Source organism: Rhizobium sp. BK313 (assembly GCF_014193655.1).
Taxonomy (GTDB): Bacteria; Pseudomonadota; Alphaproteobacteria; order Rhizobiales; family Rhizobiaceae; genus Rhizobium.
In genome coordinates, this window is sequence record NZ_JACHZQ010000003.1 from 77,236 (window position 1) to 92,530 (window position 15,295).

A 15,295-nucleotide genomic window follows, 5' to 3' on the forward strand; every position below is an offset into this window, starting at 1 on the left:
AGCCGCATATGGCACGTGCTTCCGCGGGTCTATAAAGAGTTAGGACGGCTTTGGCTAGATATGGCTTGCCGCGCTAGTTAAGAGGCAGGTCACGGAGCCAACTCCATTATAAGGGAAGGCAGCTCCTTCAAAAAGGCGTCGCACGACGCGAGTTCGCAATTGCCCTGCTGCAACAAAATCTTGCCGTCTGCCGCGTTCACCGCTGCTGCCGTGCAGATGATCCTGGTATCGGCGGCAAAGGCTGAAAGCGCGGTCGCAGCAGTGCAGGCGAGACGAAGCGACAATTCATCCGAACCTGCCGACGACCGCGCCTGAACACCTGCTGCAGTATACTTGGTCAACGCCGCCAGCGGCGGCCGTCCGTCGCCAGGCCAAAATTGGAAGGCATGCGGGCATAGGCCGAGAGGCCGGCGAGTGCTGCAAGCGGATGGGTCACGACGTGCGTCGGGATCGATTTCAGTAGCGCGGTATGCGGCGCCTTGTCTTCAAAGGCGGCGCGGAATTCCGGCTTCTGCAGCGCCGGCAGGATCTTTTGCGAAATACCGCCGGAAAGATAGACGCCGCCGCGCGCCATGAAGATCAAGGCTATATCGCCCGCGACGCGACCGAGATAGGTGACGAACAGCGTCACGGTCTCTTCAGCCTGAACGTTGGTGCCGGCGAGCGCATGGGTCGTGATATCAGCCGGTTGCGCCAGCACAGGTTCGATGCCGTCAGCCTTGCAGATGGCGTGATAGAGGTTCTGCAGGCCGCGGCCGCAGAGGATCTGCTCAGCGGAGATACGGCCCTCGATGGTCTCCAGGTGCGGCCAGATCTGAAAATCGCGCGCGCTGCGCGGCCCGAGATCGATATGTCCTCCTTCGCCCGGCACGGGGATCCAGGCGTGCTGGGCATGGATGAGACCGGCGACGCCGAGGCCGGTGCCCGGTCCGAGCACGGCGCGCGAAGCGATCATGCCTTCAGACGTTTCGCCGATGGTCTCGCGATGCTCCTCGGACACACCGGCGATCGCCAGCGCCTGAGCTTCGAAATCATTGATGACCAGCACATCCTCGAGGCCGAGATTGGTGATCATCGTCTTCGGGCGGATCACCCAGTCGCAATTGGTCAGCGGAATTTCATCGCCCCGAACCGGCCCGGCAATGGCGAGAATCGCCGAACGCGGCCTTACCGCCGTCTTGTCGAGGACACCCTGCTGGATCGCCTCGTCGATCGTCTCGAAATCGGCGGTATGCACATTCGGGAAATGCTTCGGCTCGGCATAGACATCGACGAGGATGGAAAAGCGCGCATTGGTTCCTCCGATATCGCCGATCAGGATAGGAAAGGGCAAAGGGGCTTCGCTGTGATTGAGCTTGGGCATGGCCAGGTCCGTGGTCAGCCGCCGGTACGGCGGATTAATGGTTCAGTGTTTTGATCAGTCGTTCGGCGGTGGCTTCGTTCAGAGCCATTGGAATGTCGTAGAGAACGGCGAGCCGCGTCAATGCCTTGACGTCGACATCGTGCGGCACGGGCGTGAGTGGATCGATAAAAAAGATCAACAGGTCGATCTCACCGGTTGCAATCAAGGCGCCGATTTGTTGATCGCCGCCGAGCGGGCCGCTTTTCAAACGAGTGACGTTGAGGGTCGGGCAGGCGTCGAGCACACGGCCTCCGGTCGTACCGGTCGCAACAATACGGTACCCGGAAAGCACATCCTGGTTACGATGCGCAAATTCAGCCATCGCATCTTTTTTCTGATCATGTGCAATCAGCGCGATGCATTTGCCCCCGGCCATGAAACTCCCACTCCGCCCAGACTTTTAATCGATTTATCCGCCTTCTATACCAAGAGTCACCCCTTTGAAAGACGGGTCGAGCCGGTCGCAACCGGCCTTGGCCGCTGTCACTGTTGCGGGATGCTGCCGGGCGGCGTGTTGCCCGCGCCGGTACTGGAAACTGGCAGCGTGCTAGTCGCGGGCGTCGCTGCAGCAGCCTTGGCGCCGAAGGTTGCCACCCCGGCCGAGGCGACTGAAGGTGCATTCAGTACTGCCTGGCAGGCCTTCGGCAGATCGGAAACCATGACTTCGCGGGGCTTTACCGGCGGCTTCTCGCTAGGCTTCGGCTTGGCCCATGGTTCGGGTGTAAACCACCAGGCAAGTGTCTTGCCGCAACCGTCGCCGGCGGCAACCGGAGGCTGCGGCTTACAGTTGGCGGAACCGGCCGGGCATTTGATACGGATATGAAAATGCGAGTCATGGCCGTATTCCGGGCGCAGCTTGCCGAGATTGGTGCGGTCGCCGGTCCAGGTCTCGCACATCTTCTTCTTGATCGCCGGATTGACGAAGATGCGTTCGACTTCGGGATAGCTGGCGGCGCGCATCAGAAGGCGGGCGCGCGACTCCGTCCACACCTTGTCGTCGACCGTGAGGAACTTGTTCTTTTCAAGCATGCTGGTGAAGGGCAGGCTTTCACGTTCGGCCGTTGACAGCGGCCGCGCTGGCATCGGCGTCAGCCAGACATCGGCGTCAAGGCCGATCTGATGCGAGGCATGGCCGTTGAACATCGGTCCGCCGCGCGGCTGTGAGATGTCGCCTACCAGGATGCCCGGCCAGCCATCATATTTGGCAGCGTCGCGCGACAGACGTTCGAGGAGCGCGATCATCTCCGGCCGGCCCCAGCGACGGTTGCGCGACAGGCGCATGGCCTGCCAGGTCGGCCCATCGGCCGGCAGCGCCACGGCGCCGGAAAGGCAACCCTTGGCATAAAAGCCGATGGATTGCGGTGGTCCCTGGGTCGGCAGCGTCGCAGCCCCGAAAATTGCTTTGGCGCTGCCGGGCGTCGGGGCTGCTTGCTGTGCCATTGCGTCGCCGGTGATGACAGTTGCGCCGATCGTGGCGGCGAAGGTAAATTTGCTGACGGTGTTGAGGGTCCGAACCCGGAGAGGAATCATGCGGTTCCTTGAAGGCTGCCGGCGTTGGCCGAAGTGATTTGCTAACGAATCTACCTTGAAAAGCGATTTTGGTGAATCCGTGTTTTATCGCTTGAGGCTAACGAACCGCCGCATATTGCCCGTCCGGACCGCTAAGTGCGTGATCAGCCAGCCAGAATTTCCGCCGTCTTGCGGATGCGCGACAGCCGCGGCAACACCTTTGTACAGGCAAAATCCTGCATCTCCTTCGAAAAGGTCGTCACCGCATCCTCGGCGACGATGACGGCATAGTTGGCGGCGTAGGCGTCGCGAACAGTCGATTCGACGCCGAAATTGGTGGCGACACCGGTGAGGATCAACGTTTTGATGCCGCGGCGGCGCAGTTGCAGGTCGAGTTCGGTGCCGTAAAAGGCGCTCCATTGGCGCTTGACGATGGCGACATCAGGCGTCAGCGCCGCAATTTCGGCGGGTGCCGCGAGAGCTGCCGGCGGCAAACCTCCCTCTGGAAAGCTGAAGGTTTCGTCGATTGGCTGGTTGACAGCGTCGGCATAGTCTGCGGAAAATCCAACCGTCACAAAGATTGTGGTTCCGCCGTCGGCTTTCAGTTTCCTGGCGATGGCGGCCGTATTCTCGACGATCTGCTGCGCAGAATGGGGAGCGAGCGGTCGGCTGAGAACTAGGCCCTGCAGATCGATTGAGACGAGTGCGGTGGTTTGGGGATCGTAAAGAGGCATTAAAGGGGCTCCGGGGGAAAATATGAGGGTATCCTCACAATGACAAATATGAGTGAATCCTCGCAAAAATCAAGCGAGGAACCGCAAACGCGCATTCCGAAGCGCCGTCGCGGCCATGATCGTGTTGCCGTTCTTTTGGAAGCGGCCGCAAAAATCTTCGTTCAAAAGGGCTATGACGCTGCGACGATGACGGAAATCGCCGCCGAAGCGCGTTCGTCGATCGGTTCGCTCTATCAATTCTTTCCGACCAAGCCGCTGCTCGCCGAAGCACTGCATATCGAACGGCTGGAGCGGCTGAAAGCGGTGCTTCAGGACATCGCGGAAAAGAGCGGCGGCCTTTCGGCTGCCGACAGCGGTGAGGCAATCTTCGACAGGCTCGGCGCTTTCATCGAGGAGTTTCCGGAATTTCCGGTGCTCGCCGCGCGCCGCGATGTGCCGAAGGACCGCAAGATGCGTTCGCGGGCGGAGCTCAAGGAGCTGATTTCGGCCATCCTGCGGCGAGCCAAGCCGCCGGTCACGGACGACGTCGCCTTGATGTCGGCGATTGTTCTGGAGCTGCTGCGCATCGCCGTCGTTGCGGCCAACGAGCCGGAAGCGGCCGGAGACCGGCGCCTTGTCCGCGAATTGCGCCTGATGCTGCGCAAGCGCCTTGAAGAAGCCACGGCAAAAGCCTGATTCATGGGCGGCATCGGCCGGTTTGCGAAGAGATGAGCAATTCCGTCCTGTTTTTTGCCCTCATTTGCCTTATGCTTGATTCCCATCAGAAAAACAGGGGATCGTGAATGGTATTGACGCGCGCGACGGCAGGCTTGGCTCTTTCTCTTTTCTGCCTGCTGGCCCTGCCGGCTCTCTCCCACGCCGACGAGCCACAATTCCGCATCGGCACGGCCATTCTCGGCGATCTCAAATACCAGCCCGGTTTCAAACATTTCGACTATGTCAATCCGGACGCGCCGAAGGGCGGCCAATTGAAGCTTTCGGACGAAGGCACGTTCGATACGCTTAATCCGGTACTGCTCAAGGGCAACCCCGCCACCGGATTGCCGATGGTTTTCGACACGCTGATGAAATCGTCCAATGACGAGATTGCCACCTCCTACGGCTTGCTCGCCGAGGGCGTCGCCTATCCCGACGACATATCGAGCGCGACTTTCCGCTTGCGCGCCGAGGCGAAATGGGCCGACGGCACGCCGGTCACCCCCGACGACGTCGTTTTCAGCTTCGATCGCACCAAGGAGCTCAATCCTTTCGCGACGAGTGTCTATTCCCACGTGACGCGGGCCGAAAAGACCGGCGACAGGGACGTCACCTTCTATTTCGACGAAAAGAACAATCGCGAGCTTCCTTATATCGCCGGCCAGCTTCAGATCGTGCCGAAACATTGGTGGGAGAGTGTTGGTCCCGACGGCAAGCCGCGCGACATCACCCGCACGACGCTCGAGCCGGTCATGGGGTCCGGGCCATACAAAATCGCCGCCGTGCAACCGGGCTCGTCGATCCGCTACGAACTGCGCGACGACTATTGGGGCAAGAATTTGCCGGTGAATGTCGGCGAGAACAATTTCGGGGTGATTTCCTACACCTACTACGCCGACAAGGATGTGGAATTCGAAGCCTTTCGCGGCGGGAACACGGATTTCTGGCAGGACCAGTCGGCAAGCCATTGGGTGACCGCATATGACTTTCCCGCCGCCAAGGACGGCCGCATCAAGCGCGAGGAACTGCCCAACTCGCTGCGCTCGGTCGGCATCATGCAGGCGATGGTGCTCAATCTCCGGCGCGATCAGTTCAAGGACCAACGCGTGCGCGAGGCGCTGAACTACGCCTATGATTTCGAGGAGACGAACCGGGCGCTTGCCTTCGGCCAGCTGACCCGCGTCAACACCTTCTTTTTCGGTACCGAGCTTGCCTCTTCGGGGCTGCCCACGGGCGAGGAATTGAATATCCTGAACAGCGTCAAGGACAAGGTGCCGCCTGAGGTCTTCACCACGCCCTATACCAATCCGGTCGGCGGCGACCCACAAAAGGCCCGGGACAATCTGCGCAAGGCGATCGAGCTTTTCAAGGAAGCCGGTTATGTGTTGAAGGGCAATCGCATGATCAACGAAAAGACCGGCCAGCCCTTCACGATGGAAATCCTGCTCGGCAGTCCGTCGCTGGAAAGATCAAACCTGCCTTACGTCCAGAACCTGCGCCGCATCGGCATCGATGCGACCCTCAGGACGGTCGATTCATCGCAATACATCAACCGCATTCGCAGTTTCGACTATGACGCGACTTGGAACGTCTGGGGCACGGCGCTGCCGCCCGGCAGCGAACAGATCGACTATTGGGGCTCTGCTTCGGCCAATCGCCAGGGCTCGCGCAACTATGCCGGCATAACCGATCCCGGCGTCGACGCGCTGATCGCCAAGGTGGTTTCCGCCGCGACGCTGGAGGAAAAGACCGCTGCCGCCAAGGCGCTCGACCGCGTGCTGCTCGCCCATCACTATGTCGTGCCGCTGTTTTACGGCGCCACGACCAAGATCGCCTATTGGGATAAGATGGCGCATCTGCCGGAGCTGCCCTATTACTCCATCGGCTTCCCCGATCTCTGGTGGTCGAAAGATGCCGGCAAGTGAGCGGTACTTGCAATGACGGTCATGCTGGCTCCAAATGGCCCATGCCGATTCGGCGGAAAGGGATTAGCGGTTTGAACGACGGACGGATGCGGTGGTCGTATGGCGGGTTTTCCCAGGCCAGAAAAGCCAGGCACGGCATAGGCTCTTTTGAAAGAGAACAGGGCTGATGGGCGCCTATATCCTCAGACGTCTGCTGCTGATGATCCCGACCATCGTCGGCATCATGGCGATTTCCTTCACCATCATCCAGTTCGCGCCGGGCGGCCCGGTCGAACAGGTTATCGCACAGCTCACCGGGCAGGCCGACAATGCCGCAGGCCGCCTGTCCGGCGGCACCGATGGTCTCGCCCAACAGGCTGTCGATGACAGCAGTTCCAAATATCGCGGCGCCCAGGGGCTCGATCCGGAGCTGATCGCCAAGCTCGACAAGCAGTTCGGCTTCGACAAGCCGCCGCTCACGCGCTTCGGGCAGATGATGTGGAACTATATTCGCTTCGATTTCGGCGAAAGCTTTTTCCGCAATACGACGGTGATCGATCTCATCGCGCAGAAGCTGCCAGTGTCGATCTCGCTCGGCATCTGGATTCTGATCTTCTCTTACGCCATCTCCATCCCGCTCGGCATTCGCAAGGCGATACAGGACGGATCGACCTTCGATGTCTGGACATCAGGCGTCATCATCATCGGCTACGCCGTTCCGAGTTTTCTCTTCGGCATCATGCTGATCGTGCTTTTCGCCGGCGGCTCCTTCTTCGATTGGTTTCCGCTGCGCGGCCTGGTCTCCGACAATTTTGCCGATCTCAATTGGTGGCAAAAGATCATCGACTATCTGTGGCATCTCGTCCTGCCGCTGATCTCGCTGTCGCTCGCCGCCTTCGCCACGACGACGCTTCTCACTAAGAATTCTTTCATCGAGGAGATCAAGAAGCAATATGTCATCACGGCTCGCGCCAAGGGCCTGAGCGAGCGGCGGGTGCTCTACGGCCATGTATTCCGCAATGCCATGCTCATCGTCATCGCCGGTTTTCCCGGCGCCTTCATATCCGCTTTCTTCACCGGTTCGCTGCTGATCGAGAACATCTTCTCGCTCGACGGCCTCGGCCGGCTCAGTTACCTCTCCGTCGTCCAGCGCGACTATCCGATCGTTTTCGCGACGCTCTATATCTTCTCGCTGCTCGGCTTGTTCGTCGGCCTGATCTCGGACCTGATCTATACCTGGATCGACCCGCGCATCGATTTCGAGCGGAGGGACGTCTGATGGACGCAGCGACCAAATCCGCATCCCCGGCCGCGGTAAAACCGCCGCGCAGAGGTCTCTTCTCCCCGACCAACGTTCGCCGCTGGCAGAATTTCAAGGCAAACGGGCGTGGTTATTGGTCCCTCTGGCTGTTTCTGATCCTGTTCGTTCTCAGTCTAGGGGCGGAATTCATCGCCAACGACCGGCCGATCCTCGTTTCCTACAAGGGCGAGATCCTGTTGCCGGTCTTCGTCGATTATCCCGAAGACAAGTTCGGCGGCTTCCTTGCGCAGACGGATTATCGCGCAGAGGATATCAAGGACGAGATCAACGCCAATGGCTGGATGATCTGGCCGCCGATCCACTACTCCTACCAGACCGCCAATTCGAACCTTCCAAAGGGAACATCCGCTCCGACCGCGCCCTTCTGGCTGATGAGCAAGGAACAGCGCTGCTCGGGCTATGAAAAGGGCGTTGCCGACCCGAATTGCACCTTGAGCAATCTCAACTGGCTCGGCACGGACGACCAGGCGCGCGACGTGCTTTCGCGCATGATCTACGGCTTCCGCATCTCCGTGCTGTTCGGCCTGGCGCTGACCATCTGCTCGGCGATCGTCGGCGTTGCGGCTGGCGCCATCCAGGGCTATTTCGGCGGCTGGACGGATCTTCTTTTGCAGCGATTCATCGAGATATGGTCCTCGATGCCGGTGCTTTACATCCTGCTGATCATCGCCTCGGTCCTGCCGCCCGGCTTCTTCATCCTCCTCGGCATCCTGCTGCTGTTTTCCTGGGTGGGTCTGGTGGGTGTCGTGCGCGCCGAATTCCTGCGAGCGCGCAATTTCGAATATGTGCGCGCCGCCCGCGCGCTCGGCGTCAACAACCTCACGATCATGTATCGCCACCTGCTGCCGAATGCCATGGTCGCGACCCTCACCTTCGTGCCCTTCATCCTCTCCGGCTCGATCACGACGCTGACCTCACTGGATTTCCTAGGCTTCGGCATGCCTCCCGGCTCGCCCTCGCTCGGCGAAATGATCGCCCAGGGCAAATCCAACTTGCAGGCCCCCTGGCTCGGCCTTTCCGCCTTCTTCACCATGTCGATCATGCTGTCACTTTTGATCTTCATTGGCGAGGCCGTGCGCGACGCCTTCGATCCGAGGAAGACGTTCCGATGAGCGAAAATCCCTTGTTGTCCGTCCGCAACCTCTCCGTCGCCTTTCACCAGGGCGGACGGACCTCGACAGCCGTCGATGGCATCTCCTTCGATATCGCCAAGGGCGAGGTGCTTGCATTGGTCGGCGAATCCGGGTCGGGCAAATCGGTGTCGGCCAATTCGATCCTGAAGCTGCTGCCCTATCCGTCCGCCAGCCATCCCTCGGGCGAAATCCTGTTCAAGGGCAAGGACCTGCTGAAGGCGTCTGACAATGAGCTGCGTGCCGTCCGCGGCAACGACATTACCATGATCTTCCAGGAGCCGATGACCTCGCTCAATCCGCTCCATACGATCGAAAAGCAGATCGGCGAAATCCTGGCGCTGCACCAGGGCGTGGTCGGCCAGCCAGCCCGTCGCCGTACACTGGAGCTCCTGAACCAGGTTGGCATCCGCGAGCCGGAAAAGCGCCTCAAGGCCTATCCGCATGAGCTGTCCGGCGGCCAGCGCCAGCGCGTGATGATCGCCATGGCGCTCGCCAACCGGCCGGAGCTTCTGATCGCCGACGAGCCGACAACGGCGCTCGATGTGACGGTGCAGGCGCAGATTCTCGAGCTGCTGCGTGATCTCAAGGGTGTGCACGGCATGTCGATGCTGTTCATCACCCATGATCTCGGCATCGTCCGTAAATTCGCCGATCGGGTCTGCGTCATGACCAAGGGGCACATCGTCGAGACCGGCACGGTCGAAGAGGTTTTCATCAATCCGCAGCATGACTATACCCGCCATCTGCTCGCCGCCGAGCCCCGCGGCGAGCCACCGGTGGGCGACATCAGCAAGCCGGTGGTCATGGAAGGCTCAGACATCAAGGTCTGGTTCCCGATCAAGGCCGGGCTGATGCGCAAGGTGGTAGACCATGTGAAGGCGGTCGACGGCATCGATCTAAGGCTGAGGGCCGGCCAGACGCTCGGTGTCGTCGGTGAATCCGGCTCCGGCAAGACGACGCTCGGCCTGGCGCTTGCCCGGCTGATTTCCTCCAAAGGCCGCATCAGCTTTGTCGGCAAGGATATTGCCGACTACTCCTTCAAGGAGATGCGGCCGCTGCGCAACCAGCTTCAGGTCGTCTTCCAGGACCCTTATGGATCGCTGAGCCCGCGAATGTCGGTCGGCGAGATCATCGCCGAGGGATTGAAGGTGCATGAGCAATCTCTGTCGGCGGAAGAACGCGATCGGCGCGTCTGCTGGGCGCTGGAGGAAGTCGGCCTCGATCCATTGACCCGCTGGCGCTTCCCGCATGAATTCTCCGGCGGGCAGCGTCAGCGCATCGCCATTGCCCGCGCCATGGTGCTGAAGCCGCGCTTCGTCATGCTGGACGAGCCGACCTCGGCGCTCGACATGAGCGTTCAGGCCCAAGTGGTCGACCTGCTGCGCGACCTGCAGCGGCGCCATGACCTTGCCTACCTCTTCATTAGCCATGACCTGAAAGTGGTGAAGGCGCTTGCCAACGATCTGATCGTCATGCGCTTCGGCAAGGTCGTGGAGCAGGGTGCGTCAGCAGAGATTTTCCGTGCGCCGAAAGAGGACTACACTAAGGCGCTTCTCGCCGCCGCCTTCAACATCGAGGCGGTGCCCACTGCCGCCGTCCAGCAATAAAGATAATCGCCATGCCGGCCAAAAGCCCCGTTCTCGTCGATCTCAAGTTCACGCCTGAGACCATCGCCAAAGTCCTTAAAACCGCTTTCGTCGATCGAGGCAGCATCAATCTCGCCGATCCCGCCAACAAAAGCGCGGATCTGAGCCACGTTGACTATGCCCTTCTGTGGAAGCCGGATGCCGATCTCTTTCAGCGCGCGCCCAACCTCAAAGTGATCTTTTCCGGCGGCGCCGGTGTCGATTCCATGTTGAATATCGCCGGTCTGCCCGACATTCCCATCGTTCGCTTCGTCGACCGCAGTTTGACGGTGCGCATGACGGAATGGGTCGTGCTGCAATGCCTCATGCATCTGCGCGACGTCTTCGGTCACTTCAGGCACCAGCGCAAGCGCGTCTGGGGCCATCTGGTGGCACCGGAGGCACGCGATGTCACGGTCGGCGTCATGGGCCTCGGCGTCCTCGGCCTCGATGCCGCCACCAAGCTCAAGTTCATGGGCTTCAATGTCATCGGCTGGTCGCGGCAGAAGAGGCAGATCGACGGCATGGAGACGTTCGACGCCGGTGAGCTCGATGCCTTTCTCGCGCGGACCGATATTCTCGTCGGCCTGCTGCCGCTGACGCCGGAGACCACGGGGCTCTACAACAGCTCGCTCTTTTCCAGGCTTCGTCGTGGCGGCGCCTTGGGCAGGCCGGTGTTCATCAATGCCGGGCGCGGCAAGAGCCAGGCTCAAGCCGATATCGTCTCGGCGATCGAATCCGGTATGCTTGGCGGTGCGTCGCTGGATGTCTTCGACGTCGAACCGCTGCCGGCGAATGACCCGCTCTGGGGCCTGGAGAATGTCGTCATCACCCCGCATGATGCAGCGGTTTCGGAGGAATATTCGCTGATGCGCCATGTTGAAGAACAGATTGCCCGCTTCGAACGGGGCGAGCCGCTGCAATATCTGGTGGATCGCAGCCGGGGCTATTGAGCATCCTCGGAACCTTCCAGAGCTGCTTCCGTTTTCCAATGAGCGCCGCCGCAAAGCGAAGCTGGAAGGAGGCAATCATGCCACGGAAGCTGGAAACCCATACGCATTGGGAGGATTCTGATCACCGTCTGCATGAGGAAAAGGAACTGCCGGCGACCGAAGCCAAGCAAGGGCGCATGGGGCGCCGGGTATTGGCGATGCTCATTGTCGCGCTTGCCCTGACAGCGATCGTCTGGGCGCTGGCGGAAATATGGGGCGGCCAAACCACGCAGACAGCGCCCGTGACGGCGACTCAAGATCAAACCGCGCCGCCGAAACCACCGGTTCAAGGCAATTCCCAGCCGCAATGAATTCGGCCATCAGTCAAAACTTAGGCACGCATTGCCGCTGTCCGCGGCAGCACGTTCAATTTAGTATCAATTTCCTTTCAGTGACTGGACTTTCGCTCAACATTTTTTGATAAGAAGAGCATTATACCCGCCGCCAACAAGCTGGAGGTGTGGAGCATGACCTCCGGGGCGCAGGGAGACGGGGCAGGAAGACATGACGAAAACGGATATCGCCACCCGTGTCTATAACCATACTTGGAAGCTCGATCCGATCATCCGCAGCCTGATCGATACGGATTTCTATAAGCTCCTGATGCTGCAGATGATCTGGAAGCTTTATCCGGACGTCAACGCCACCTTCTCTCTGATTAACCGCACGAAGAGCGTGCGGCTCGCCGAAGTGATCGACGAGAAGGAATTGCGCGAGCAGCTCGATCATGCCCGCACGATCAGGCTTGCCAAGAAGGAGATGATCTGGCTGGCGGGTAACAGTTTCTACGGTCGCGCCCAGATCTTCGAGCCGGAATTCCTGGCCTGGCTGTCGAATTTCCAGCTTCCGGAATATGAACTCTCGAAGCGCGACGGGCAGTATATTCTCGACTTCCACGGGTCGTGGAAGGAAACGACCATGTGGGAAATTCCGGCGCTTGCCATCATCAACGAGCTCCGCTCGCGCGCGGCGCTGAAGGCGCTCGGCCCCTTCACGCTCGATGTCCTTTATGCGCGCGCCAAGGCGAAGATGTGGGAAAAAGTCGAGAGGCTGCGGGAACTGCCTGGCCTGCGCATTTCCGATTTCGGCACCCGCCGCCGCCACAGTTTCCTCTGGCAGCGTTGGTGCGTGGAAGCGCTGAAGGAAGGCGTCAGCCATGCCTTCACCGGCACCAGTAACGTGCTGCTTGCCATGGATTCCGATCTCGAAGCGGTCGGCACCAACGCGCACGAGCTGCCGATGGTAGCGGCGGCACTGGCTGAGACCGATGATGAACTTGGCAAGGCGCCCTACAAGGTGTTGCGTGACTGGAACCGCCTTTACGGCGGCAACTTGCTGGTGGTTCTGCCCGATGCCTTCGGCACGGCCTCTTTCCTGCGCGACGCACCGGAATGGGTGGCCGACTGGACTGGTTTTCGTCCGGATAGCGCACCTCCCATAGAAGGCGGCGAAAAGATCATCGACTGGTGGAAGAAGATGGGCCGCGACCCGCGCCAGAAGCTTTTGATCTTCTCCGACGGCCTGGATGTCGACGCGATCATCGCCACGTACAAGCACTTCGAGGGCCGGGTGCGCATGGGCTTCGGCTGGGGCACCAACCTCACCAACGATTTCGCCGGCTGTGCGCCCACCGAAATCCACGGCCTCAACCCTATCTCGATCGTCTGCAAGGTGATCGAAGCCAACGGCCGCCCGGCCGTCAAACTCTCGGACAATCCGCAGAAGGCAACGGGCGAGGCCGCCGAAGTCGAGCGCTATCTGAAATTCTTCGGAGCCGAGGATCGCGTCGATCAAGAGGTGCTGGTGTAATCTATCTTTTTTGGAACGAGGCACGTGACAACTTTGCCGATTGTTGCAAAGATGGGATGCTGCCGTTTCAATTGAAGGATCAGCCGTGGTACTGAATCATTGTGGCTACGGGTTACTGTTGTGCCTTGTCCTCTCGCTACCCGCTTACGCGCAAACGGATGACGGGAAAGCCGCATTCGCAAAGCGCGACTATAAAGCAGCACTGCTGAATTGGCAGCCACGGGCGGAGCAGGGCGACGCAACTGCTCAGTACGGCCTGGGGCGCCTATATTTCTTTGGATTAGGTGTACAGCCAGACTTTAAGCAAGCCGTTTTCTGGTTTCGCAAGGCGGCCGATCAAAATAACCCCTACGCTGAACGTCGCCTGGCTCTCGCTTATTCACTTGGTGATGACGATGCTGCTCCAGACCCCGAACAGGCGAATATCTGGTTTCAGAAGGCAATAGCTGGCTTGAGCAAGGCGGCTGAGGACGGCGATGTCATGGCTCAATACTTGCTTGGAGGTATGTATTCTCAAGGCGAGGGCACGGAGCCAGATGTCGTGAAGGCGAACTTCTGGTTTCAGAAAGCGATAGATGGTTTTCGCGAGTCGGCAGCGCAGGGAACAGGCTCAGCCCAATACTGGCTCGGCGAGATGTATCTAGGCGGCCAAGGCGTGAGCCGAGATGTGGATCAGGCGATCATCTGGCTCTCGAAGGCTGCGGAGCAAAGCGATCTGGACGCCCAACGCGGCCTTGGCGAAATCTACACTTATGCGCAATACAATCATAGGGATAGCGAATTGGCGATTAAGTGGCTTACGAAGGCTGCGGAGCAAGGTGACCCATGGGCGCAAAAGCGTCTTAGTGCTGCTTACGCGGAGCGTGCACATCCCACCGATGCGTCGGCGTCGGCTTACTGGTATCGCAGGGCGGCTGATACACAAGCTTCATCTGTAGTTACAGACAGCTCTTCCGAAACGGACAAGCCAACGATCATCCCATCTTCTTCCAAAAAATGAATTAGTGAGAAGGCATTCGCACAAACCGGCGTTTGCACGAGTTCGTGTTAATGTGCCAGGGAAAGGCAAGGTCGCACGCTACTGCACACTCCGCGTCACCCGCTTGAACAGGGACCACTTGCCGTTCTCCCAGCGATACTGATCCGGTGAGATCACATAGGGCACGTCGCTGAGATCGGCGCTGATCAGTTCGAGGAGCTGCAGTCCCTGGGCGTCGTTTTCATGGGTGAAGAATACCTTGTCGCGTGACAGAAAGGCCGCAATCGGCGCGGCGCCGCCGGACTGATCCTGCACCTGGGCCCAGAATTTCGGCAGGAAGGCGACACTCGATTCGAACTGGCCGTCGATCTCGACATATTGGAACTGACTGCGTTTGGCGATCTGGACCCCGGTTTTGGAGAGGAACTTGTAGAGATTGGCCTGTGCCGTCTCAGCCAGTTCGCCGATGTCGATACCCCAGCCGTCCAACGCCGTGGTCATCACATAGCTGACGGCGGTGTCGCCATTGACCACAAAAAGCCTGACCAGATCTTCGGCTTCGTCGAGATAGACGAATTGCGGCGGGTCTGGTTCGTCCTTGACCGCCTGCATCATCTGCTGCCGCGCCACGTCGACGAAGTTGCGCGACTTCAGCACTGGCAGAACCTTGCCGAGCTCGTCGTCGCCTTCCATGGCTTCGGTCATATTGAGATAGTTGAGCAGAGCCTGAGCACGCGCCGGTCCCTGCTTCTCCCTCAACGCCAACAGCGCATTGCTCAGAAATTTCGTCATCTTGTCGCCATTGCGGCTATGCAGCGTCAGGCTGCCGGCTCCCGGATCATAGTCGACTTTGATCACGTCGCCGAAAAAGGGCAGGCGCTCTTGCAGGTAGCTTGCAAAGCGTGCCTCGTCTTGCAGCGCTTCATCGGGGATGTTGAGATCGAGGCTCTTGATCGCCGGCGTCTCGGCGGGCGTTGGCGCGGGAGGGGCTGATTGCTCAATCTGGGTATTCGGCCGTTTGGCTCCGCCGAAGAGCTGTTTCAGGAAATTGAACACGCGTACGTCCCCAAGCACCAAACGGTTTCTACGAAGCCTAACGTGCCACCGGCTCTCGCGCAATGCTGACGCCAACTGATTGAGCCACTTGCGTAAGTGCCTGCTTGTTCGCGCTAAAAAGGCGTATAGTCTGCA

15 protein-coding genes are annotated in these 15,295 nt (G+C 59.7%); 9 read left to right on the forward strand and 6 right to left on the reverse strand.

All coding sequences use genetic code 11. The features are described 5' to 3' along the window. Nucleotides 1-89: 89 nt before the first annotated feature. The 5 genes from FHT86_RS16760 to FHT86_RS16780 all read right to left on the reverse strand — a co-directional run bounded on the left by FHT86_RS16760 (nt 90) and on the right by FHT86_RS16780 (nt 3,645). On the reverse strand, nt 90-341 hold the full coding sequence (locus FHT86_RS16760) for a hypothetical protein (protein ID WP_133707961.1): 252 nt from the start codon (nt 339-341) through the stop codon (nt 90-92). Then, complete coding sequence (locus FHT86_RS16765) at nt 338-1,363, reverse strand: glucokinase (RefSeq protein ID WP_133707962.1); 1,026 nt, start codon at nt 1,361-1,363, stop codon at nt 338-340. The genes FHT86_RS16760 and FHT86_RS16765 overlap by 4 nt, the downstream gene beginning before the upstream one ends. 34 nt (nt 1,364-1,397) lie before the next feature. Beyond that, nucleotides 1,398-1,778 (reverse strand): methylglyoxal synthase, encoded by a 381-nt coding sequence (locus FHT86_RS16770; RefSeq protein ID WP_133707963.1) that lies wholly within the window; start codon nt 1,776-1,778, stop codon nt 1,398-1,400. Between the two features lie 107 nt (nt 1,779-1,885). Further along, on the reverse strand, nt 1,886-2,932 hold the full coding sequence (mepA, locus tag FHT86_RS16775; protein WP_133707964.1) for a penicillin-insensitive murein endopeptidase: 1,047 nt from the start codon (nt 2,930-2,932) through the stop codon (nt 1,886-1,888). 143 nt (nt 2,933-3,075) lie between these two features. Beyond that, complete coding sequence (locus tag FHT86_RS16780) at nt 3,076-3,645, reverse strand: hydrolase (protein WP_133707965.1); 570 nt, start codon at nt 3,643-3,645, stop codon at nt 3,076-3,078. A 39-nt stretch (nt 3,646-3,684) separates the two neighbouring features. On the opposite strand from FHT86_RS16780, the gene FHT86_RS16785 reads away from it, so the two are divergent. The 9 genes from FHT86_RS16785 to FHT86_RS16825 all read left to right on the forward strand — a co-directional run bounded on the left by FHT86_RS16785 (nt 3,685) and on the right by FHT86_RS16825 (nt 14,125). After that, nucleotides 3,685-4,320, forward strand: coding sequence for a TetR/AcrR family transcriptional regulator (locus tag FHT86_RS16785; protein WP_133707966.1), 636 nt, complete (start codon nt 3,685-3,687; stop codon nt 4,318-4,320). A 107-nt stretch (nt 4,321-4,427) separates the two neighbouring features. Then, nucleotides 4,428-6,266, forward strand: coding sequence for an extracellular solute-binding protein (locus tag FHT86_RS16790; RefSeq protein WP_133707967.1), 1,839 nt, complete (start codon nt 4,428-4,430; stop codon nt 6,264-6,266). 166 nt (nt 6,267-6,432) lie between these two features. After that, a complete protein-coding gene (locus FHT86_RS16795) occupies nt 6,433-7,524 on the forward strand; it encodes a microcin C ABC transporter permease YejB (RefSeq protein ID WP_133707968.1) in 1,092 nt (363 codons plus the stop codon). Further along, the gene (locus FHT86_RS16800) at nt 7,524-8,678 is read left to right on the forward strand and encodes an ABC transporter permease (protein WP_133707969.1); all 1,155 of its coding nucleotides are present in this window, start codon (nt 7,524-7,526) and stop codon (nt 8,676-8,678) included. Before FHT86_RS16795 ends, FHT86_RS16800 begins: the two co-directional genes overlap by 1 nt. Further along, nucleotides 8,675-10,306, forward strand: a complete 1,632-nt coding sequence (locus FHT86_RS16805; RefSeq protein WP_133707970.1) for an ABC transporter ATP-binding protein — start codon at nt 8,675-8,677, stop codon at nt 10,304-10,306. The genes FHT86_RS16800 and FHT86_RS16805 overlap by 4 nt, the downstream gene beginning before the upstream one ends. 11 nt (nt 10,307-10,317) lie before the next feature. After that, complete coding sequence (locus tag FHT86_RS16810; RefSeq protein ID WP_133707971.1) at nt 10,318-11,277, forward strand: glyoxylate/hydroxypyruvate reductase A; 960 nt, start codon at nt 10,318-10,320, stop codon at nt 11,275-11,277. Between the two features lie 77 nt (nt 11,278-11,354). After that, complete coding sequence (locus tag FHT86_RS16815) at nt 11,355-11,627, forward strand: hypothetical protein (RefSeq protein WP_133707972.1); 273 nt, start codon at nt 11,355-11,357, stop codon at nt 11,625-11,627. Nucleotides 11,628-11,820: 193 nt separating this feature from the next. Beyond that, a complete protein-coding gene (pncB, locus tag FHT86_RS16820) occupies nt 11,821-13,125 on the forward strand; it encodes a nicotinate phosphoribosyltransferase (RefSeq protein ID WP_133707973.1) in 1,305 nt (434 codons plus the stop codon). A gap of 85 nt (nt 13,126-13,210) precedes the next feature. Next, entirely contained in the window at nt 13,211-14,125 is a 915-nt protein-coding gene (locus tag FHT86_RS16825) for a tetratricopeptide repeat protein (RefSeq protein WP_166656848.1), read from the forward strand. Between the two features lie 78 nt (nt 14,126-14,203). Here the strand turns inward: FHT86_RS16825 and FHT86_RS16830 are convergent, their stop codons facing one another. After that, the gene (locus FHT86_RS16830) at nt 14,204-15,160 is read right to left on the reverse strand and encodes a hypothetical protein (protein ID WP_133707975.1); all 957 of its coding nucleotides are present in this window, start codon (nt 15,158-15,160) and stop codon (nt 14,204-14,206) included. Nucleotides 15,161-15,295 lie beyond the last annotated feature (135 nt).